This is a genomic window from Streptomyces sp. SD31, from assembly GCF_052068475.1.
Classification (GTDB): domain Bacteria; phylum Actinomycetota; class Actinomycetes; order Streptomycetales; family Streptomycetaceae; genus Streptomyces.
Window position 1 is genome coordinate 50,417 of record NZ_JBQHCX010000018.1, and the last position, 19,898, is coordinate 70,314.

General features: G+C 69.5%; 22 protein-coding genes. 11 read left to right on the forward strand and 11 right to left on the reverse strand.

What is annotated here, in order from left to right:
- Positions 1-8 precede the first annotated feature (8 nt).
- The 4 genes from modB to ACTMVF_RS32795 form a co-directional block, all read right to left on the reverse strand.
- Positions 9-854, reverse strand: a complete 846-nt coding sequence (gene modB, locus ACTMVF_RS32780; RefSeq protein ID WP_441274871.1) for a molybdate ABC transporter permease subunit — start codon at positions 852-854, stop codon at positions 9-11.
- 92 nt (positions 855-946) lie between these two features.
- Positions 947-1,750 (reverse strand): molybdate ABC transporter substrate-binding protein, encoded by an 804-nt coding sequence (modA, locus tag ACTMVF_RS32785; RefSeq protein WP_441274715.1) that lies wholly within the window; start codon positions 1,748-1,750, stop codon positions 947-949.
- A 433-nt stretch (positions 1,751-2,183) separates the two neighbouring features.
- Positions 2,184-2,579: a TOBE domain-containing protein gene (locus tag ACTMVF_RS32790; protein ID WP_441274716.1), complete on the reverse strand. Its 396-nt coding sequence runs from the start codon at positions 2,577-2,579 to the stop codon at positions 2,184-2,186.
- 201 nt (positions 2,580-2,780) lie between these two features.
- A complete protein-coding gene (locus ACTMVF_RS32795) occupies positions 2,781-3,218 on the reverse strand; it encodes a hypothetical protein (protein ID WP_003974483.1) in 438 nt (145 codons plus the stop codon).
- A 642-nt stretch (positions 3,219-3,860) separates the two neighbouring features.
- Here ACTMVF_RS32795 and hemL point away from each other — a divergent pair.
- The 10 genes from hemL to ACTMVF_RS32845 all read left to right on the forward strand — a co-directional run bounded on the left by hemL (position 3,861) and on the right by ACTMVF_RS32845 (position 13,650).
- Positions 3,861-5,195, forward strand: coding sequence for a glutamate-1-semialdehyde 2,1-aminomutase (gene hemL, locus ACTMVF_RS32800; protein WP_441274717.1), 1,335 nt, complete (start codon positions 3,861-3,863; stop codon positions 5,193-5,195).
- On the forward strand, positions 5,192-5,911 hold the full coding sequence (locus ACTMVF_RS32805) for a histidine phosphatase family protein (RefSeq protein ID WP_441274718.1): 720 nt from the start codon (positions 5,192-5,194) through the stop codon (positions 5,909-5,911). Before hemL ends, ACTMVF_RS32805 begins: the two co-directional genes overlap by 4 nt.
- Positions 5,912-6,021: 110 nt before the next feature.
- Positions 6,022-7,320: a hypothetical protein gene (locus tag ACTMVF_RS32810; RefSeq protein ID WP_441274719.1), complete on the forward strand. Its 1,299-nt coding sequence runs from the start codon at positions 6,022-6,024 to the stop codon at positions 7,318-7,320.
- A gap of 66 nt (positions 7,321-7,386) precedes the next feature.
- A complete protein-coding gene (locus ACTMVF_RS32815; RefSeq protein WP_441274720.1) occupies positions 7,387-8,004 on the forward strand; it encodes a TlpA family protein disulfide reductase in 618 nt (205 codons plus the stop codon).
- 1 nt (position 8,005) lies between these two features.
- A complete protein-coding gene (locus tag ACTMVF_RS32820; RefSeq protein WP_441274721.1) occupies positions 8,006-8,770 on the forward strand; it encodes a cytochrome c biogenesis CcdA family protein in 765 nt (254 codons plus the stop codon).
- A gap of 3 nt (positions 8,771-8,773) precedes the next feature.
- Entirely contained in the window at positions 8,774-10,513 is a 1,740-nt protein-coding gene (resB, locus tag ACTMVF_RS32825; protein WP_441274722.1) for a cytochrome c biogenesis protein ResB, read from the forward strand.
- Complete coding sequence (gene ccsB / locus ACTMVF_RS32830; RefSeq protein ID WP_441274723.1) at positions 10,510-11,610, forward strand: c-type cytochrome biogenesis protein CcsB; 1,101 nt, start codon at positions 10,510-10,512, stop codon at positions 11,608-11,610. Before resB ends, ccsB begins: the two co-directional genes overlap by 4 nt.
- An 80-nt stretch (positions 11,611-11,690) precedes the next feature.
- Positions 11,691-12,296, forward strand: a complete 606-nt coding sequence (locus ACTMVF_RS32835; protein WP_441274724.1) for an RNA polymerase sigma factor — start codon at positions 11,691-11,693, stop codon at positions 12,294-12,296.
- A complete protein-coding gene (locus ACTMVF_RS32840; protein ID WP_441274725.1) occupies positions 12,293-13,207 on the forward strand; it encodes a CU044_5270 family protein in 915 nt (304 codons plus the stop codon). Before ACTMVF_RS32835 ends, ACTMVF_RS32840 begins: the two co-directional genes overlap by 4 nt.
- Before the next feature lie 38 nt (positions 13,208-13,245).
- Positions 13,246-13,650, forward strand: coding sequence for an SRPBCC domain-containing protein (locus tag ACTMVF_RS32845; protein ID WP_441274726.1), 405 nt, complete (start codon positions 13,246-13,248; stop codon positions 13,648-13,650).
- A gap of 28 nt (positions 13,651-13,678) precedes the next feature.
- On the opposite strand, the gene ACTMVF_RS32850 is transcribed toward ACTMVF_RS32845, so the two are convergent.
- From ACTMVF_RS32850 to ACTMVF_RS32875, 6 genes are all read right to left on the reverse strand, one after another.
- On the reverse strand, positions 13,679-15,058 hold the full coding sequence (locus tag ACTMVF_RS32850; protein ID WP_441274727.1) for a condensation domain-containing protein: 1,380 nt from the start codon (positions 15,056-15,058) through the stop codon (positions 13,679-13,681).
- An 89-nt stretch (positions 15,059-15,147) separates the two neighbouring features.
- Positions 15,148-16,122, reverse strand: a complete 975-nt coding sequence (locus ACTMVF_RS32855) for an isopenicillin N synthase family dioxygenase (RefSeq protein WP_441274728.1) — start codon at positions 16,120-16,122, stop codon at positions 15,148-15,150.
- Between the two features lie 16 nt (positions 16,123-16,138).
- The gene (locus tag ACTMVF_RS32860) at positions 16,139-16,597 is read right to left on the reverse strand and encodes a nucleoside deaminase (protein WP_441274729.1); all 459 of its coding nucleotides are present in this window, start codon (positions 16,595-16,597) and stop codon (positions 16,139-16,141) included.
- Positions 16,598-16,670: 73 nt separating this feature from the next.
- Entirely contained in the window at positions 16,671-17,630 is a 960-nt protein-coding gene (locus tag ACTMVF_RS32865) for a transglutaminase domain-containing protein (protein WP_441274730.1), read from the reverse strand.
- Positions 17,631-17,742: 112 nt separating this feature from the next.
- On the reverse strand, positions 17,743-18,102 hold the full coding sequence (locus tag ACTMVF_RS32870) for a hypothetical protein (protein ID WP_441274731.1): 360 nt from the start codon (positions 18,100-18,102) through the stop codon (positions 17,743-17,745).
- Positions 18,099-18,704 carry a DUF6232 family protein gene (locus tag ACTMVF_RS32875; RefSeq protein ID WP_441274732.1) on the reverse strand — a complete coding sequence of 202 codons (606 nt, stop codon included), beginning with the start codon at positions 18,702-18,704 and terminating at the stop codon, positions 18,099-18,101. The genes ACTMVF_RS32870 and ACTMVF_RS32875 overlap by 4 nt, the downstream gene beginning before the upstream one ends.
- Positions 18,705-18,878: 174 nt before the next feature.
- Here ACTMVF_RS32875 and ACTMVF_RS32880 point away from each other — a divergent pair, with 174 nt between their 5' ends.
- A complete protein-coding gene (locus tag ACTMVF_RS32880; RefSeq protein WP_441274733.1) occupies positions 18,879-19,496 on the forward strand; it encodes a hypothetical protein in 618 nt (205 codons plus the stop codon).
- Positions 19,497-19,536: 40 nt separating this feature from the next.
- Here the strand turns inward: ACTMVF_RS32880 and ACTMVF_RS32885 are convergent, their stop codons facing one another.
- Positions 19,537-19,872 (reverse strand): PLD nuclease N-terminal domain-containing protein, encoded by a 336-nt coding sequence (locus ACTMVF_RS32885; protein ID WP_403338997.1) that lies wholly within the window; start codon positions 19,870-19,872, stop codon positions 19,537-19,539.
- Between the last annotated feature and the right edge of the window lie 26 nt (positions 19,873-19,898).

Sequence of the window (19,898 nt, forward strand, 5' to 3'; positions counted from 1 at the left end):
CAGATCGGTCATGAGGCGGTCATCCAGCGATCACGCAGTCCCGCCAGGACCGCGATGGACACGGCCAGCAGGACGAGGCTGAGGGCGATCGCGGCCTCCGGGTCACTCTGCAACGCCAGATACACGGCGAGCGGCATGGTCTGCGTACGCCCGGGGAAGTTGCCGGCGAAGGTGATGGTCGCGCCGAACTCGCCGAGCGCCCGGGCCCAGGCCAGTACGGCGCCGGCCGCGATGCCGGGCGCGATCAGCGGCAGCGTGACCCGGCGGAACGCGGTGAAGCGGGAGGCGCCCAGGGTGGTGGCGGCCTCCTCGTAGCGGGGGTCGGCGGCCCGCAGGGTGCCCTCCACGCTGATCACGAGGAACGGCATGGCGACGAACGCCTCCGCGACCACGACCCCGGCGGTGGTGAAGGGCAGGGTGATCCCGAACCATGCGTCCAGCCACTTTCCGATGACGCCGTTGCGGCCGAGCGCCATCAGCAGAGCCACACCCCCGACCACCGGGGGCAGCACCAGGGGCAGGGTGACGAGGGCCCGTACAATCCCTCGCCCGGGGAACTCGACCCGGGCCAGCAGCCAGGCCAGCGGCACCCCGAGCACCAGGCTCACCGCGGTCGCCGCCGTCGCGCAGACCAGCGACAACTGGAGCGCCTGCCACACCTCCGTGCTGGTCAGCAGGTCCGGCATGCTCCGCCACGGAGCCCGGATCAGCAGCGCGACGAGCGGGAGGACCAGGAACGCCAGGCCGATCAGCGCGGGCAGGAGGAGCGGCAGCGGGGCACCCCCGCGAGCCCCTGGTCTCCCCTGACCCCCACGGAGCCCGCGGATGCGGCGGCGCCGCGGGCCACCGGTCAGGGTGTCCGCGGCGCTGGCTTTGTCCTGGGAGGAGGGGGACGACGGGGGAGACGAGGACGACGGGGAGGACGGCGCGGGGGAGGGCGGGGAGGTCACGGCTTGAGGAATCCGGCCGCGTTCAGGACCTTCTGGCCCTCGGCGGACCGCACCAGCGCGATGAACGCCTTGGCGGCCCCGGCGTTCGGCGCGTCCTTGAGCAGGGTGATCGGGTAGTCGTTGATGGCGTCGGCCGACTCGGGGAAGTCCACGCCCTCCACCCTGTCACCCGCTGCCTTCACATCGGTCTTGTAGACGACCGCGGCGTCGGCCTCCTTCAGCACCACCTTGTTCAGGGCGGCCTTGACGTCCTCCTCGTAGGACACCGGGGTGAGCTTCTGCTTGCTCGCGTCCAGGGCTTTCTGGGCGGCGGTACCGCACGGCACCGCCTTGTCGCACAGCACGACCTTCAGGTCGGGGTTGGTGAGGTCCTTCAGCGAGGTGACCTTGTCGGGGTTGCCCGGCAGGGTGGCGATCTCCAGCTGGTTGCGCACGAAGGTGGCGGGCGTGCCGGAGGCGTCACCGGCGTCGGTGACGATCTTCATCGTCTTGGGGCTGGCCGAGGCGAACACGTCCGCCGGGGCGCCGCCGGTGATGCTCGCGGCGAGTGCGTCACTGCCGCCGAAGCTGAAGGTCACCTTGGTGCCCGGGTGGGCCTTCTCGAACTCCTTGCCCAGCGTCGTGAAGCTCTCCTTCAGCGAGGCGGCGGCGAAGACGGTCACCGTGCCGGACAGCTTGCCCGAGGCGGACGCCGACGAGGAGTCGCCCGAGGAGGTGCAGGCGCTCAGGGCCAGCAGGGCGGCGGCGCCCGCGCCGGCCACCTGCAGCGTCCGACGGGTCCGGCGCACGGAACGGGTCATCACGGGGCCACTCCCTCTGCTCCTGAACGGACGCCTCACGGCGTGCACGACGCAGATGATAATGCCGCAAGTACGAGGGAGAAGTCCCCTGTCGCATCGCATGAGCCGGACTCTCTGTCCACTGGCCTGGCATGTGCGTTTCTACGGGACCGGCCTTCGGATAACTCGTCCTCACCGGCGATCCGATCCCGTCCGACCCGCCGTCCACGCTGATGACCGCGAACAGCCCGGACGCGGGCGCCCGCCTGTGGCCCGGTTCGACAGACGGACACCATTTACGCTCCGCGGCAGCCCAGCCGCCCGCTTGCTCGGCGGCACTTGGCCGCCGGCACGCTCGGCGGCACTCAGCCTCTCGCCTGCCGGCAGCGCTCAGCCGCCCACCCACGTTCGACAGCGGCCTCTCGCGGTAACGGCCGCCACCACCCAGCCCGGCTCAGACGCGGTCGATATGCACGTTCGTCGACTTCACCCGGGCGGTGGCCTCCATCCCGACCTCCAGCCCCAGCTCCTCCACGGCCTCCCGCGTGAGCAGCGAGACGAGCCGGTGCGGCCCGGCCTGAATCTCCACCTGCGCCGCCACGTCACCGAGCTTGATCGCGGTGACGATGCCGGGGAACGCGTTGCGGGCCGAGGTGTAGGAGGACTCCTCCTCCCCGCTCCCGCCCTGGGCGAGCTCCACGGAGAAGGCGGCCAGGTCCTTCCCGTCGATGAGCCGCCTCCCACCCTCGTCGCGATGGGTCGCCACCCGGCCCGCGTCCGCCCATCGCCGCGCGGTGTCCGGACTCACGCCGAGCAGCCGCGCCGCCTGGCCGATCGTGTATGACTGCATGGGCGACAAGATAGGTCAGGGGTGGGCAGGGGAACGCATGAGCCGGGCCACGTCGGCTGTGCAGACCGCTCACGGCACACCAGGCAGTAGGTAGTACGGCTGGTGCGATGTGCCCTCGCCCTTTGACGACCTCTCCCGGCACATGACGAAGGCGGAGCCCGAAAGCCCCGCCCGAATCCCCCGAACTCCCCGAAATCCAACTCAGGGCCACACCAGGCAATAAGGCTGATGCCCCGCCTCATGCAACCGATGGCTGAAGTCCTGCCACTCGTGCAGCAGCTGATACACGTTGAACGCATCCCGAGGCCCACCCCGGTCCGGCACAGTCGACCAGATGAAAGCGGCCGCGCCCACCGCTTCCTCTCCTATACCCCGCAGCGGGTCCACCACCGTCATCGGCAGCTTGACCACGGCGTAGTCGGGGTGCAGGACGACCAGTTCCAGCGGCGGCACCTTGTGGAGCGGGACGCCTTCGATGCCCGTCAGGACCATCGCGGCCATCGTCTCCGGCTTGATCTTGGTGAACATGCCGTTCATGCCGAGCTCGTCGCCGCCGAGTTCTTCGGGGCGCATCGAGATCGGGACGCGGGCCGCGGTCGCGCCGTCGGGCGCGCCGAAGTACTTGTACGTCACCCCCACCCGACCACCATTCCTGCTCGCCCTCAGCCGATCGCGATCGATGTTGCGTCGGTCGGCCCGCTCTGACTCGTTCGGTACACCCGGCATATCCGGTACTACGTGTCCCTGACGGGCTTCGTTCGAATCCTCCGCGTCGCGCCGGTGCCTTCCCCGCCGGGCACGTCGAGGACCCAGGTCATCAGTCCCCTCGCCCAGTCCGCCACCGCGATGCATATCTCCACCCGACTGCTTTTCTAGGACGCGTGGCGCCCGCCGCGCAACCCGATCATCGTGTCAGTGACCTCCCCCACGGCCGCCCGCCGAAACGTGCGTTGAAACACCTGTCCGCAGGATCTTTTCAGTCCCCGACCATCACGCCCCGCATGAGCTGTGTGTATCACGTCCAGTCTCGCAGATCGCGGGGAGGGGACGGGTGGTGCTCGGGGGCGGTGGGGCGTGACAGGGGGAGTGGAGGGGGCGGGGAGGGGTGGGAAGGGGGCGGGGAGACCGGTCGCCGGTTCGGTAGCAGCCCACTGCCCCCAGCCGCCGGTTCAGTGCGGCCCACTGCCCCGCCCGCCCCCTGGCCTACCCTGAGGAGGTCACTGGCAACCGGAGTCCGAGATCATCGGAGTAGGTCAGAGAAGGTCGGAGTAGTCGCAGGTCATGAGCGAAGCGCCCTCTTCAGGAACGCCCTATCCATACGATGCGCCTGCCTCGCAGGCTCTGTTCGACCGTGCGGCCGCCGTCACGCCGGGCGGCGTGAACTCCCCGGTGCGCGCCTTCCGGGCCGTGGGCGGTACGCCCCGGTTCATGGTGTCCGGCACGGGTCCGTATCTGACCGACGCCGACGGGCGCGAGTACGTCGACCTCGTCTGCTCCTGGGGGCCCATGATCCTCGGGCACTCCCACCCGGCCGTCATCGCCGCCGTCCAGGACGCCGTCTCCCGCGGCACCTCCTTCGGCACGCCCGGTGAGGGCGAGGTGGCGCTCGCCGAGGAGATGGTCGACCGGATCGCACCGCTCGAGCAGGTGCGGCTCGTCTCCAGCGGGACCGAGGCCACCATGTCCGCCATCCGGCTCGCCCGCGGCTTCACCCGGCGCACGAAGGTGATCAAGTTCGCCGGGTGTTACCACGGGCACGTCGACTCGCTGCTCGCCTCCGCCGGCTCCGGTGTCGCCACCTTCGCCCTGCCCGACACCCCCGGCGTCACCGGCGCCCAGGCCGGCGACACCATCGTCCTTCCCTACAACGACCTCGAGGCGGTGCAGGAGGCCTTCCACCGGCACCCCGGTGAGATCGCCTGTGTGATCACCGAGGCCTCGCCCGGCAACATGGGCGTCGTCCCGCCGCTCCCCGGCTTCAACCAGGGGCTGAAGGACGCCTGTCGGCGCAACGGAGCCCTCTACATCTCCGACGAGGTCATGACCGGGTTCAGGACCAGCCGCGCCGGGTGGTACGGCATCGACGGGGTCGAGCCCGACCTCATGACCTTCGGCAAGGTGATGGGGGGCGGCTTCCCGGCCGCCGCCTTCGGTGGCCGTGCGGACGTGATGGCGCACCTCGCGCCCGCCGGGCCCGTCTACCAGGCCGGCACCCTCTCCGGGAACCCGGTCGCCACCGCCGCCGGCCTCGCCCAGCTGCGGCTCCTCGACGAGGCCGCGTACGACACCGTCAACGCCGTCTCCGCGCAGATCCAGTCCCTCGTCACCGAGGCCCTCGCCAAGGAAGGCGTCGCGCACCGCCTGCAGACCGCCTCCAACATGTTCTCCGTCTTCTTCACGGACCGGGAAGTGCGCAACTACGAGGACGCCAAGCGGCAGGAGTCCTTCCGCTTCACCGCCTTCTTCCACTCGATGCTGGCGCAGGGCGTCTATCTGCCGCCCTCGTCCTTCGAGTCCTGGTTCGTCTCCACGGCACACGACGAGCAGGCCGTCCAGCGGATCGCCGACGCCCTCCCGGCGGCGGCCCGAGCGGCGGCGGAGGCCACGGCGGCATGAGCGGCGACATCGACAAGAGCGGCAGCGGCGTCGACAAGAGCGACAGCGACATCACCGTCGTACACCTCATGCGGCACGGTGAGGTGGCCAACCCCGACGGGATTCTCTACGGCCGTCTCGCGGGGTATCACCTGTCCGAGCTCGGGCGGCAGATGGCCGACCGGGTCGCAGAGCACCTGGCCTCCCGTGACATCACGTACGTCTGCTCCTCCCCGCTGGAGCGGGCGCAGGAGACCGCGACGCCGATCGCCAAGGCGCACGGGCTCGACCTCGCGACCGACGCGCGTCTCATCGAGGCCGACAACGTCTTCCAGGGCAAGACCTTCGGCGTGGGGGACGGGGCCCTGAAGAGGCCCGGGAACTGGAAGCATCTCGTCAACCCCTTCAAGCCGTCCTGGGGTGAGCCGTACGTCGAGCAGGTCATCCGCATGATGGGCGCGCTCGACTCCGCCAAGGACGCCGCGCGGGGGCACGAGGCCGTGCTGGTCAGCCATCAGCTGCCGATCTGGATCGTGCGGAGCTATGTCGAGAAGCGGCGGCTGTGGCACGACCCGCGCAAGCGGCAGTGCACGCTCGCGTCGGTGACGAGCTTCACGTACCAGGGCGACAAGATCGTGTCCGTCGGCTACTCCGAGCCCGCCATCGACCTCGTCCCCGCCCATCTCCGCGCCGGCGCCAAGCCGGTGAAGGGGAAGGACAAGGCCTTCGGCGCCTAAGACACGTTTGTGACATTTGTTGCGAATCCTCCGTGATCCGGAGGAACCTCCCCGTTCGTCGTGCCCTCTGACTGGGTGACCACCAGCAAAGCACGACGGATGGGGCAGGAATGGGCAACTTCAGCCGAAGGGGAGTTATCGGACTCGGTGCCGGGGCGGCCGCCGGCCTCGGGCTCGCGGGGTGCGGCACGCTCACGTCGTCAGACGGGTCGAACGACGCCGGAGGTTCCACGGACGGCGCAGACAACAAGCCCGGCACCCAGGCCAACCGTGCCCGCCCCATCGGCGACGGCTCCACCTCCTACACCGGCAGGCAGCCGAACCAGCCGGGCAAGCCCGAGCCGCTGGAGCCGGGCCAGAAGCCGCCGCAGTTCGTCGTCTTCTCCTGGGACGGCGCCGGCGAGGTGGGCAACGGCCTCTTCCCGCGCTTCCTCGACCTCGCCAAGGAACACGGCGCGCACATGACCTTCTTCCTCTCGGGGCTGTATCTGCTCCCCGAGTCGAAGAAGCGGCTCTACGAGCCCCCGAACAACCCGCGCGGCGCCTCCGACATCGGCTACCTCACCGACGAGCACATCAAGGCGACGCTGAAGAACGTCCGCCGCGCCTGGCTCGACGGCCATGAGATAGGTACCCACTTCAACGGTCACTTCTGCGCCGGCACCGGCACCGTCGGCAACTGGACCGCGCGGCAGTGGCGCAGCGAGATCGAGCAGGCGAAGGCCTTCGTGAAGGAGTGGCGGACCAACTCCGGCTGGACCGATCTGCCCTCCCTGCCCTTCGACTACGACAAGGAGCTCGTCGGCGGCCGCACGCCCTGCCTCCTCGGCCAGGACAACCTGCTGCCCACCGCCCGCGAGCTGGGCTGGCGCTACGACGCCTCCTCGCCGGGCGGCCGCCAGGTGTGGCCGCAGAAGAGGCAGGGGCTGTGGGACCTGCCGTTGCAGCAGATACCTTTCCCCGGACGTTCGTTCGAGGTCCTTTCCATGGACTACAACATGCTCGCCAATCAGTCGGTCAACTCCACGAACGCGCCCAGCTACAACTACCCGGGCTGGCGCAAGCAGTCGGCGCAGGCGTACATCCAGGGCTTCAAGCGGGCATACGAGACAAACCGCGCACCCTTCTTCGTCGGCAACCACTTCGAGCAGTGGAACGGCGGCATCTACATGGAGGCTGTCGAGGAAGCCCTGAAGCACATCGCGCGGGAGAAGGAGAAAGGCGAGGACATACGGCTGGTCTCCTTCCGGCAGTTCGTGGACTGGATGGACGTACAGAAGCCGGAGGTGCTCGACCGGCTGCGGACGCTCGACGTCGGACAGGAGCCCGTCGGTGGCTGGAACACGTTCCTCAAGGGCAGCTCCGCCAACTCCACGGGCTCCCCGGAGAGCACCGCGAACGCCGCCTGAAATGCGGGTTTACGTCCGCGAGGGGGGTGCGCAAGATCCCCAGAACGGGCATGCGAAACTTTTCACATGAGTGCCGCCAGCCGTGCCCCCCTGCGCTCGAACCGCAGCCGTGCCGTCCTGCTCACCGCGACAGCCGCGGCCGCCGCGCTGACCCTGTCCGCGTGCAGTTCCGGCGGCACGTCGGGCGGCGGCGGTGACACCAACTTCGTCACCGGAGACAACGGCATCGACACGGTCCCCGAGAGCTCGCGAACGGCGGCGCCCGTGCTGTCCGGCGAGACCATCGACGGCAAGCAGCTCACCACCGCCGACTACAAGGGCAAGGTCCTCGTCATCAACGTCTGGGGATCGTGGTGCCCGCCCTGCCGGGCCGAGGCGAAGAACTTCCAGACCGTCTACAAGGACCTCAAGGGCCAGGGCGTCGAGTTCGTCGGCATCAACACCCGGGACACCAGCACCACCCCGGCGGTCGCCTTCGAGAAGGAGTTCGGGGTCACCTACCCCAGCCTGTACGACCCCACGGGCAAGCAGATGCTCCGCTTCGAGAAGGGCACGCTCAACCCGCAGCTGATCCCGTCCACCCTCGTCCTCGACCGCCAGGGCAGGATCGCGGTGCGCGCGCTCCAGCCGCTCAGCGAGGACACGCTGCGCAGCATGATCAAGCCCGTCCTCGCGGAGAAGTGACGTGAGCGCAGTCACCACGCTCGCCGCATACAACGGCACCGTGATGAACGGTGCCCTGGTGCTCGCGCTTCCCATCGCCGTGCTCGGCGGACTCGTCTCCTTCTTCTCGCCCTGCGTCCTGCCGCTCGTCCCCGGTTACCTCTCCTACGTCACCGGGGTCAGCGGCACCGATCTGGCCGAGGCCCGGCGCGGGCGGATGGTCGCCGGTGCCTCCCTCTTCGTGCTCGGTTTCACCATCGTGTTCGTCTCCGGCGGGGCGCTGTTCGGCTACTGGGGTTCGACCCTCCAGGAGAACAAGGACGTCCTGACGAAGGTCCTGGGCGTGCTCATGGTCCTGATGGGCGTCTTCTTCATGGGCCTGATGCCCTGGCTCACCCAGCGCGAGTTCCGCTTCCACAAGCGGCCCGCCGCCGGACTGGTCGGCGCCCCGTTCCTCGGCGCCCTCTTCGGGATCGGCTGGACGCCGTGCATCGGTCCGACGCTCGCCTCCGTGCAGACGCTGGCCATGCAGCAGGCCAGTGCCGGTCGCGGCGCCATACTGACCATCGCCTACTGCCTCGGCCTCGGTATCCCCTTCGTGCTCGCCGCCGTAGCCTTCCGCAAGGCGCTCGGCGCCTTCACCTGGGTCAAGCGCCACTATGTCTGGGTGATGCGCATCGGCGGCACGATGATGATCGTGACCGGTGTGCTGCTGCTGACCGGCGCGTGGGACCGCATCGTGCAGGAGATGCAGGTCTGGTCCAACGGCTTCACTGTGGGGATCTGATCGATGAGCAACACCAAGACCAGCGCGCCCGACAACACCTCGGGACCGGCCGACGACCAGGACCTGGGCGCCGCCGGCTCCCAGCTCTCCACCGCCCCCACCGAGGAGATCGCGGGCCTGCCCTCCCTCGGCGTCATCGGCTGGGTCCGCTGGTTCTGGCGGCAACTCACCTCCATGCGGGTCGCGCTGCTGCTCCTCCTGTTGCTGTCGCTCGGCGCGATCCCCGGCTCGCTCATCCCGCAGACCGGCATCGACGAGACGAAGGTCGCCGAGTTCCGCAAGGCGCACGAGACGCTCGCGCCGATCTACGACAAGCTCGGCCTCTTCCACGTCTACAGCTCGGTGTGGTTCTCCGCGATCTACATCCTGCTGTTCGTCTCCCTCATCGGCTGCATCGTCCCGCGCACCTGGCAGTTCGTCGGCCAGCTGCGCGGCCGTCCGCCGGGCGCCCCCAGGCGCCTGACCCGGCTGCCCGCCTACACCACCTGGCGCACCGAGGCCGAGCCCGAGCAGGTCCGCGAGGCCGCGCTCGCCCTGCTGAAGAAGCGCCGCTTCCGCGCCCACCTCACCGGTGACGCCGTCGCCGCCGAGAAGGGCTATCTGCGCGAGGTCGGCAACCTCGCCTTCCACATCGCCCTGATCGTGATGCTGATCGCCTTCGCCTGGGGCCAGCTGTTCAAGTCCGAGGGCAACAAACTGATCGTCGAGGGCGACGGCTTCTCCAACACCCTCACCCAGTACGACGACTTCAAGTCCGGCAGCCTCTTCAGCCAGGACGACCTGGATCCGTTCAGCTTCACCCTGAAGAACTTCAAGGGCACCTACGAGACGACCGGACCCAACCGCGGCACCCCGCGCACCTACGAGGCCGACCTCACCTACAGCGTCGGCGCGTACGGCAAGGACAAGAAGACCACCGTCAAGGTCAACGAGCCGCTGGAGATCGGCGACTCGAAGGTCTACCTCGTCAGCCACGGCTACGCCCCCGTCATCACGGTCCGCGACGGCAAGGGCAACGTCGTCTACCACGACGCCGTGCCCCTCCTTCCGCTCGACGGCAACGTCACCTCCACGGGCGCGATCAAGGTCATGGACGGCTACCGGGACGCCCAGGGCAAGTGGGACCAGCTCGGCTTCCAGGCCTTCTTCCTGCCGTCGTACGGCGGCTCGGGCAGCGCGGTGGTCTCGCAGTTCCCGGCGCTGCTCAACCCGGTGCTGAACCTGGAGGCCTACCACGGCGACCTCGGTGTCAACTCCGGCCTCCCGCAGAGCGTGTACCAGCTGAACAAGAAGAACCTGAAGGGGTTCAAGGACTCCAAGGGCGCGCAGCTCAGGGAGAACCTGAAGCCCGGCGAGACCATGAAGCTCCCCGGCGGCGCCGGCTCGGTCACCTTCGAGAAGGAGATCAAGGAGTGGGCCGGCTTCCAGGTCGCCCGCCAGCCCGGCAGCGGCTGGGCGCTCGCCGGAGCCATCGCCGCGATCTTCGGCCTCGCCGCCTCCCTGTTCATCCAGCGCCGCCGCGTGTGGGTGCGGGCGGTGCGGGGCGCCGACGGAGTGACGGTCGTCGAGATGGCCGGCCTCGGCCGCAGCGAGTCCGCCAAGGTCCCCGAGGAACTCGGCGACCTCGCCGGGATCCTGTACGAGCAGGCACCGGGCGCGCCCGACCCCGACGACGACCCCGCAGATTCCGAAGCTTCCCCCGACCCCCAAGTCGCACCCGCCGAAGGGGCTGAGACCAAGTGACTCTCGCCGCCGCAACCGAGCTGGCCGCCGCCACCAACGAAAACCTCGCGAGCATCAGCAACACGCTGATCTACTCGTCGATGGCCGTCTACACCCTGGCCTTCTTCGCGTACATCGCCGAATGGCTCCTCGGCAGCCGCAGCAAGGTCGGCCGCACGGCCGCCGCGCTCACCCCGGCGAAGGCCAGGAAGGCCGACGCGCCCGCCGTCACCGTGAAGCAAGGGGGCGCCACCGCCGTACTGGAGCGGCCGAAGGTCGTCGTGCGGGCCACGGCCGGTCAGCGGGACGTGCCGGACGGGCCCGGGGCGCACGGCGGGGACGCGCAGGGCGACCTCTACGGGCGTATCGCCATCTCCCTCACCGTCCTCGCCTTCCTGATCGAGTTCGGCGGTGTGCTCACGCGGGCTCTGTCGGTGCAGCGGGCGCCGTGGGGCAACATGTACGAGTTCAACATCACCTTCTCCACGGTCGCCGTCGGCGTGTACCTCTCGCTGCTCGCGCTGAAGAAGAACGTGCGCTGGCTCGGGCTGTTCCTGATCACCACGGTCCTCCTCGATCTCGGCCTCGCCGTCACTGTCTTGTACACCGCCAGCGACCAGTTGGTTCCCGCCCTTCACTCGTACTGGCTGTACATCCACGTCTCCACGGCGATCTTCTGCGGCGCGGTGTTCTACGTCGGCGCGGTCTCCACGCTGCTGTACCTCTTCAAGGACAGCTACGAGAACAAGCTGGCGAACGGCGGCACCCCCGGCCGCTTCGCGAACTCCGTCCTCGACCGGCTGCCCGCCTCGGCGTCCCTGGACAAGTTCTCCTACCGGGTCAACGCCGCCGTCTTCCCGCTGTGGACGTTCACGATCATCGCGGGCGCCATCTGGGCGGGCGACGCGTGGGGCCGCTACTGGGGCTGGGACCCCAAGGAGACCTGGTCCTTCATCACCTGGGTCGCCTACGCCTGCTACCTGCACGCCCGCGCCACGGCCGGCTGGAAGGGCCGCAAGGCCGCCTACCTGGCCCTGATCGCCTTCGGCTGCTGGCTGTTCAACTACTACGGCGTGAACATCTTCGTCTCCGGCAAGCACTCGTACGCCGGGGTCTGACACCCTCGTACCAACCAGGGCCGGTTCCTGTGACCTGAGTCACGGGAACCGGCCTTCGCCGTACGGACAGACAGAGAGACGTGGATACGAATCTGCGGAAACGCATCCGCGCGGGGGACCACAATGCTTTCGGTGAGCTCTTCGACGCGTACGCACGCTCCGTCTACAACCATGCCTTCCGGCTCACGGGCGAGTGGTCGACGGCCGAGGACGTCGTCTCGCTGACCTTCCTGGAGGCCTGGCGGCTGCGCGAGAGGCTCGACGAGGAGGGCGGCTCACCGCGCCCCTGGCTCCTCGGCATCGCCACCAACGTCACGCGCAACACCCGCCGTGCGGCCCGAAGACATGCCGCCGCCCTGGCCCGGCTGCCACGCGAGGAGACGGTGCGCGACTTCGCCGACGAGGTCGCCGAGCGCCTCGACGACTCGGCGCAACTGGCCGTCGTACGCACCGCCCTGGGCAGGCTGCGGCGGGCCGAGCGTGAGGTGCTGGCGCTGTGCGTGTGGTCCGGGCTGGACTACGGGGCGGCGGCGCAGGCGCTGGGGGTGCCGGTGGGGACCGTACGGTCGCGGCTGTCGCGGGCGCGGACAAAACTCGTGAAGCATATGGAACTCCCCCAACGGCGCGGACAGATGAGAGGAGACCGCACCACCGCGGTCGGGCCCCTGAGGGAGGGAAACCGATGAACCAGCTTCCGGAGCTTCCGGACAGAGAGCTTCCGCCGGGCCGTCACCGACTCCTCAAGGAGCATCTGATGACCGAGATCCGGCAGGAACCGTCCGAAGCCCCCGTGCGCAGGCGCTTCCTGCGCACCGCCCTGGTCGCGGGCGCCGTCGCGGCCGTCACCGCCGTCGCCGTCACGCTCACCGTGCCGTCCGGCGACCCCGCGCCGCCGTCCGCCTCCGCGGAGGCCGCGGCCCTGCTGGAGGACATCGCGCTCGCGGCCGCGCACAGTGACGTTCCGAAGGACATCCGCGACGACCAGTTCGTGTACATCAAGAGCAAGGTCGGCTGGAGCGTGTATGAGGAGGGCAAGCCCCCGAGGCTCGAACCGATCCACCAGCGCGAGGTGTGGAAGTCGGTGGACGGCACCCGGAAGGGCCTGCTGCGCGACGCCGACGCCGGGTTCGCCGACCAACCGCTGGACGCGGACAGCCCCGACGATCCGTCCAGCACGAACTACCGCAACCTCCAGACCCTGCCGACCGACCCCGACAAGATGTACGACTGGCTGAACAGCGTCAGCCAGGGCAGCAGCAAGGACGAGGCCAACTTCGTCCTGGTCGGCGACCTCGCCCGCGAGTCCCTGATGCCGCCCGCGCAGGCCGCCGCCCTCTACCGGGCCGCCGCCAGGATCTCCGGCGTCTTCGTGATCGACGACGCCGTGGACGCGGCAGGCCGGCACGGTGTGGCGGTGGCGCGGGTGGACGACGGGGAGCGCCAGGAGCTGATCTTCGACAAGAAGACGAAGGAATTCCTCGGCGAGCGGGCCGTGGCCGTCGAGGACATGAAGGGGGGCTTCAAGAAGGGCGACGTCACCGCCCGCACCGCCGTCCTGGACCGCACAGTCGTCGACAAGGCAGGTCAGCGGCCGTAAGGGTCGCGCATCGTGCCCGGCGGAGTCAGGCTGGTGTCATGACCGGTTCCATCGAACAGGGCACCAGCCAGACGCACGGGAACACGCACATCCTGCACTTCCTGGTGCGGCTGCCCGGGCCCATGGAGACAGCCTGGCCGGCGTTCAGCACCCCGGAGGGGCTCGCGGCCTGGTTCACCTCCGCAGACGTCCTGGAACCCCACCTCGGCGGCGCGGTCACCCTGCGTGAGCTGGGCAGCGGGCGGGTCACCGCCTGGGACGTGGACCGGGTCGCCGAGTACACGGTCGAGGGCGGCGGCCGGATCCGCTTCCACCTGGAACGGGACGGCGACGCGGGCGCCGCCCTGCGCTTCACCCATGAGTTCCAGGGTGAGACGGAGTCGGAGCAGCGTTGGCGGGCCCGGTTCGAGAGGCTGATCGACGTACTCGAATCGGGCCCGTGACCGTCACGCCGGGCGATGGTCGGGGCGGTTACGAAACCGTCGACATGATGATGTCCCGCAGCCGCTCCACATACAGCCGCATGTTCTTGTACGCGATGTCGGTGTCCGGGTAGCGGCACGTGAACCACAGGCCCTCGTGGAGCCGGTTGAACCACACGTACACCTTGTCGCCGTACGTCACCCTGCCCAGCCCGTACGCCTTCAGATCGGTCCACCGCGCGGAGCCGGCGACGCCCCGGGCATCGAGGAACGAGACGACCGAGTACAGGTCGGGCGACGTCGGGCGGAAGTCCGAGCCGAGCAGGTCCAGGACCCGGGCGAGCGGGATGCGGGCCAGCGGCCGGTTGGTCCGCAACTCGGCGCGCACCGCTTTCAGGGCGCTGTCGAGGTCGGGTGCGGCCGCCACGGGAATCTCGATCGGCGCGGCCCCGACGAACCAGCCCACGGAGCCCGACCACTCGGCCTTGTCCCGGGTGTGGAACGGCACGACCGTGCGGTAGACGGGTTCGCCGCCGAGGTCGTGCACGACGAGGCTGGTGGCGGCCAGAACGCCGACCAGGCTTCCGCCGTAGGGACGGCAGTACGCCTCGAACGCCGCGGCGGCGTCGGCGTCCACGATCATCTCGCGCATGAGCTTCTGCGGGTGCAGGCCGGTGGGGTCGATGCCCAGCTCGACGGGGAAGTTCGGCAACTGTCCGTCGCAGCGGCTGATGAACTCCCGCCAACGAGCCACGATCGCATGGTCGTCGGCGATCCGATCCGCCGCCACCCGCTCGATCTCGCAGAAGTCGACGTAACTGGCGACCGGCGACTCCTCCGCCGGGCGGCCCTCGACGGCTGCCGCGTAGAGGTCGTGGATCTCGGCGGGGATGCGCATGATCGAGTAGCCGTCGACATTGCTGTGATCGAAAGCCATGTACACGCTGGTGCAGTCGTCCCGGACGACCGCCGCGTAGATGAAGTTCGGCCAGCGAAGCGCGTACGCCGCCGCGTCGAAGCGATCCTGGAGGTGCTGGACCAGTTCCGCCGCGTCGGGAAAGTCGCCGATCACTTCGCGCCGGAGCGACACGGTCTCGGCGTCGACCGTGAACCGGTGCATCTCGCCGTCGGTCCAGCGGAAGCCGCTGCGCAGCGTCTCGTGCCGGAGCGTCCAGCGGTGCAGCGCCTCCTGCAGCGCGTCGAGATCGACCTGCCCCGGGACGTCGAACGCCGTACCGAGCCAGGTCGGCAGGAACAGGCCGTCCGCACGCACGGAGTGGACCGTTTTGAGGTGCGACTCCTGGACGTACGCCGGCGGCCGGGAGTCCTCCGGCAGGCCCCTCGCCGTCGCCACCGTCGCCGGACTGAGCGTCCATTCGACGAGCCGTCCGGGCCGGACCTCGCAGCGCTGGATGTCAGTCATTCGCACGGGCGGCTCCATTCGCGGCGGGGGACACACCCAAACGGGTGGTATCCCGCCCAACGAGGCAACCCTTACTCAGAAACGGTTCGCAGTGGTCAGCCGACGGTGATCGAGTCCAGCTTCTCCCGCAGATACACATGCGAGTCGACCGGCTCGTACGCCACCCGCCCCACCGGAGCCGGTACGGACTCCACGAGGGTGCCCGGCGTGCACTCCCCGAAGTAGACGAGGGACATCAGCTCCTCGCTCGGCGCGTCCGCGGGCGGCGGCAGCACCCGGTGCCGCCCCGACCGCCACCGGTCACCGGTCCAACGGGCCATCAGGTCACCGATGTTGATGGTGAACGCCTCCGGGTCGTACGGCGCGTCCTCCCATCCGCCCTCGTCCGTATAGACCTGCAGCCCGCCCTTCCCGGCCTGCCGGTCGAGGATCGTCACCGTCCCGAAGTCGGTGTGCGGCCCGATCCGGAACTGGCCCGGCGCCGGTTCCCCGATGACCTCCGTCCCCGGATACCAGTTGATGTTGAAGCCGTACGTCGGATGGTCCATGTGCCGTGAGAAGAAGTCGGGTTCGAGGCCGAGGGCCTCACCGAGCAGGGAGAGGAGCTGCCTCTCCAGCTCGCCCATGCGCTCCAGGTACTCCTCGCACAGCGACCGGAGTTCGGGCACCTCCGCCGGCCACACGTTGGGCGCGTACCACTCGGCGTTGACGACGGGGTCCTCGAAGGGCTCGTGGGTCGCGAAGGTCAGCGACTCCTTGAGGTCCGGCGGGGTCTCGGTGCCCTCCGCGTGCCCGTTGGCCTCCGCGCCCGGCCCGAGCCAGCCGCGCCCGCCGACCTTCGCCTCGTACGGCTGCTTCACCTCGACGGGGAGTACGAAGAAGGTACGGGCGGCCGCCCGGATCCGCGCGCGCAGCGCCGGGTCGACGCCGTGGCCGGTGACCAGCAGGAAACCTGCGGTCTGGAGGGCCTCGTCGACGGTACGGGCGATCGTCCTGCGCGTCTCGGGGTCACCTTCGTGCCAGGGCTCCAGGTCGATCGTGGGGATGCGGGGCATACGTGCCCGGGTCATGCCGGTCCTGCGGGGCTCACTCACCGATGTCCTCGTTCCACAGTGCGGGATGGTCCTTGATGAAGTCGCGCATGATCCCGACACACTCGGGATCGTCGAGGAGCACGATCTCGACCCCGTGCTCGGCCAGCCAGTCGTGCCCGCCATGAAAGGTGACCGCCTCCCCGATCACCACCCGGGAGATCCCGAACTGCCGGACCAGGCCGGAGCAGTACCAGCACGGCGAGAGCGTGGTCACCATGGTCGTTCCGCGGTACGACCGCTGGCGGCCCGCCGCCCGGAAGGCGGCCGTCTCCGCGTGCATGGACGGGTCGCCGTCCTGGACACGCCGGTTGTGCCCACGCCCGAGCGGCGTCCCGTCGGCCCCGTACAGCGCGGCCCCGATCGGGATGCCGCCTTCGCCGAGCCCGACGCGGGCCTCGGCGACGGCGGTGGCTAGCCAGGTACGGGCGGTCGCCTGGTCCAAGAGCTCCATGTCTCTCACTCTCCTGTGGGCGACACGCGAGGGCAACGTGCGGAACCCACCCACGCCCCGTGCCCGACGTGCCTCAGCGGCGGAGCGTCACGCGGCTCTCCCCGTTGAAGGGGGCGAAGCACGTCACCGTGTCCGGCGTGCGCAGGGTGTCGTCCTCGGCGAAGAGCCGCCGTGCCCCCTCGAAGGGCACGTCGTCGCAGGCGACGCGGGAGGCGCGGTCGTACAGCCCACGAGTCGCGTCCGGCAGGGGCTGCTCCAGGGCGCCCTCCTCCTCGCCCCACACGTCCCACAGCAGCGTCTCCACCTTGTTGAGCGCCGCGAGGTCGAGCCGCACATTGCCCGCGATGAACCGCTCCCCCCAGAACGGTCCCTCCTGCGGCGGATGGAGCCCGAACGTCCTGTGGTCCGCCCCCTCCTCGCGGATGGCCCGCCATGCCCTGCCCGCGACCAGGAAACGGTCGCGCGGCACGTCCATCGGGTCGAAGTCCACGTGCCAGTTGCCCGTGATCGCCGGGTCGGCGAGCTGGGCGTCGGCGAGGAGCCAGGCCCCCCGTTTGTCGTCCCAGTACTCGGTGACGACGTGGTCGAAGTGGAAGGTGTCGGAGCCGTTCCTGCCGAAGTAGTCGGCGAAGCCGGACCGGATGCGGGCCGGGACGCCCATGTGGCGGAGGAAGGAGCAGTGCAGCAACGCGAAGTCCCGGCAGACGCCGACGAACCGGTCGCCGACCTCGCGCCGCCGGTCGAGCGGGGCGTCGTCGCGGGCGACGAGGATCCGCAGGATGTCGTCGACGTAGCGGGTCTCGGCGTCGTCGTGGAGCCGGTCGGTCACGATGGTGTGCCCGAAGAGCTCGCCTTCTTCGCGATGGATGAGCAAGTCCCGTACGACACGGGCGAGTCGGCTCGGTTCGGACGGCAGGCCGGCGTACCGGGGTGCGAGGTCCCCGGGGTCGGAGAACGGGCTCTGCGCGGTGTAGAAGGCGGCGGCCTCCGGCGCGAGGGCGGGGGCCGGGACGGGGGCAGGGGTCGTGGACACGGCTGTACTCCCGAGAGGCATCGACCGCGCGTTCGATTACGGGTCGGTGCGCCTCACCGTGCCAAAATTCGCGCCGAATTGTCCAGAGTGGCTTGCTGATGAGGGCCTGCCCCTACTGGCCGCCGAGCAGTCCGAGGACCCTGTTGACCGCCTCCAGGACCGGCTGGCCCACGGCGCCCACCGTCGCGGCGATACCGGCGATGGCCATCAGGGCGCGGTGCCGCTCCTGCGGTGCCGCCTCGGCGTCGGCGCTGATGACCGGCAGGGAGTCGTCGATGGTCCGGACGCTCGTGGCCGGGACCTGGGCGCGCAGTTCCTCGACGAGCCGCAGCAACTCCTGGACCGCCGACAGCATCTCGGCGGACGCCGGCGACGCGTCGTCGGACACCGCCTGCCTCTTGTCGATGCCGACGTTGTTCCGGCCGCCGTGCATGGTCACGCTGTCGCCGAAGTAGTAGTTGTCGCCGCTCACGCGTGCGCCACCCCCACGTTGCCCGTGCCGCCGTACATGTTGACGTTGTCTCCGAAGTAGTAGTTACGGGGATTGACCATGAGCCGGTCGACCCTGACCTGGAACTCCACCTCGGGGTTCTCGATCGCCTGCACGATCGAGCCGACGAGTTGGTCCAGTTGGCGCGGGTCGGCGCTCGTGACCATGGCGATGGACGGGCCGGCGGTCTCGACGGCCAGCACGTACTGCGAGGGCGCCGAGAGGACCCCCACCAGCTCCACGATGCTGAAGACCAGCGCGGCCAGCGCGCCCAGCCAGACGAACGTGAGGATCGTGCTGCCCGCGCCCTCGCTCGCGATGGTCGTGATGCCGCCGAGGATCGTCAGGGCGACCGCCACCGACACGATGATCCCCACGCGCTTCACGAAGAGCAGCGTGGCTTCCTTGCGCCTGGGCGTGAGCGTGTACGTGTACACCCGCGTGACGTTCTCCAGCGGATATGCCGCCCCGTCGACCCACAGCAGCCGCTTGCCGACCCGCAGGTCGACCGCGGTCGCCGTCCGCGGCGGAACCGCGGGTGGTGGCGGTATGTCGTGGTGTCCGGGCGGTTCGGTTCTCTCCATCGGTCCCCCTGAGATCTCACTGCCTGATGGTCATTAACCACTCAAGCCGCTCTGGGGTGCAAGCGAGTATCCACAGTCAACTGTGAGGCTGTTGTGGAGAGTTGACTCCGCGAGAACCGAACCCCCGCGCCCCCGCCGACGTCACAGTGCTGACGGAAACGGACGGAGGGGGACATGAAGGAATCAAGGTACGTGGTGCTCGTACCGGTGGCCGTCGCCATGGCGGTCGGCGCGCTTCAGGGCTGTGGGGGCACCGAGAGCGCGGGGGCCGGTCGCCAGGCCGAGCCCAGGAACGAGACCTCGACCGGCAAGGCGGCCACGTGTGTCGGTACCCGGCCCGTCGGCAGCCTCCCCGGGAGACCGGACTCCACCCCGCTGGACCGGGTGCTCGACCATGTACGGGAGAAGATCCAGACGCGTCACTCCGACGTCTTCACCGGCTTCTCGGTCGACGCGGAGAGCAACGCCGCGAACGTGTACCGCATCCCCTCCCGGGCCCTCGACGACGACATCTGCGGTGCCGCCGAGAAGGGCGTGACCGTGCGGCTGCACGACTCCGGCATCAACCGGAGGGACCTGAACGCCCTGTCCGCGCGGATCAGCGCCGACATGCACCGCTGGGACGGCACCTTCCAACTGCGCGAGGTCGGCGCCGACTCGGCAGGTTACGTGTACGTGGGCGTCGACGACCCCGCGAAGGCCGAGGCCGCCCTGGAGGAGGCCTTCGGCGCGGACGACATGAAGCACGTCAGGATCGAGCACGTCGAGCAGGCGCACACGCTTCCCGGTTGAGGGGGCGGGAGTTTCGAGCGCGACGAACCGTCGACCCCCGTCAGGGCTCGTCGCGCTTCGGCCCGTCGTCCTTCTTCCCGTCCCGCTTGTCGTCGTCCTCGTCCAGGGACTTCAGGAACTCGGGATTGTCGTCCGGGGCCACCCACTGCTGCCGCCGACGCTGGTCCCGTACGCCGGACCAGCCCTCGGCGGCCGGGCTGCGCTTCTTGCCCGCGATCAGCCAGGAGATCGAGCCGACGAGCGGGAACAGCAGGACGAGGATCGCCCACAGCGGTTTGGGCATGTGGCGGATGTCGTCCTCCTTCGTGCTGATGCAATCGATGAACGCGTACACGCTCAGCGCCAGTGGCACGAGGAACATCAGCACCCGGAGCATGGGTCCTCTCCAGCGAAACGGTCGTC

What these genes read in the sequence shown, in the direction of transcription:
- modA (WP_441274715.1), bottom strand. Translation starts at nt 1,750, where the DNA reads ATGACCCGTTCCGTGCGCCGGACCCGTCGGACGCTGCAGGTGGCCGGC.
- ACTMVF_RS32790 (WP_441274716.1), bottom strand. Translation starts at nt 2,579, where the DNA reads ATGCAGTCATACACGATCGGCCAGGCGGCGCGGCTGCTCGGCGTGAGT.
- hemL (WP_441274717.1), top strand. Translation starts at nt 3,861, where the DNA reads ATGAGCGAAGCGCCCTCTTCAGGAACGCCCTATCCATACGATGCGCCT.
- ACTMVF_RS32805 (WP_441274718.1), top strand. Translation starts at nt 5,192, where the DNA reads ATGAGCGGCGACATCGACAAGAGCGGCAGCGGCGTCGACAAGAGCGAC.
- ACTMVF_RS32810 (WP_441274719.1), top strand. Translation starts at nt 6,022, where the DNA reads ATGGGCAACTTCAGCCGAAGGGGAGTTATCGGACTCGGTGCCGGGGCG.
- ACTMVF_RS32815 (WP_441274720.1), top strand. Translation starts at nt 7,387, where the DNA reads ATGAGTGCCGCCAGCCGTGCCCCCCTGCGCTCGAACCGCAGCCGTGCC.
- resB (WP_441274722.1), top strand. Translation starts at nt 8,774, where the DNA reads ATGAGCAACACCAAGACCAGCGCGCCCGACAACACCTCGGGACCGGCC.
- ACTMVF_RS32840 (WP_441274725.1), top strand. Translation starts at nt 12,293, where the DNA reads ATGAACCAGCTTCCGGAGCTTCCGGACAGAGAGCTTCCGCCGGGCCGT.
- ACTMVF_RS32845 (WP_441274726.1), top strand. Translation starts at nt 13,246, where the DNA reads ATGACCGGTTCCATCGAACAGGGCACCAGCCAGACGCACGGGAACACG.
- ACTMVF_RS32855 (WP_441274728.1), bottom strand. Translation starts at nt 16,122, where the DNA reads ATGACCCGGGCACGTATGCCCCGCATCCCCACGATCGACCTGGAGCCC.
- ACTMVF_RS32860 (WP_441274729.1), bottom strand. Translation starts at nt 16,597, where the DNA reads ATGGAGCTCTTGGACCAGGCGACCGCCCGTACCTGGCTAGCCACCGCC.
- ACTMVF_RS32875 (WP_441274732.1), bottom strand. Translation starts at nt 18,704, where the DNA reads ATGGAGAGAACCGAACCGCCCGGACACCACGACATACCGCCACCACCC.
- ACTMVF_RS32880 (WP_441274733.1), top strand. Translation starts at nt 18,879, where the DNA reads ATGAAGGAATCAAGGTACGTGGTGCTCGTACCGGTGGCCGTCGCCATG.
- ACTMVF_RS32885 (WP_403338997.1), bottom strand. Translation starts at nt 19,872, where the DNA reads ATGCTCCGGGTGCTGATGTTCCTCGTGCCACTGGCGCTGAGCGTGTAC.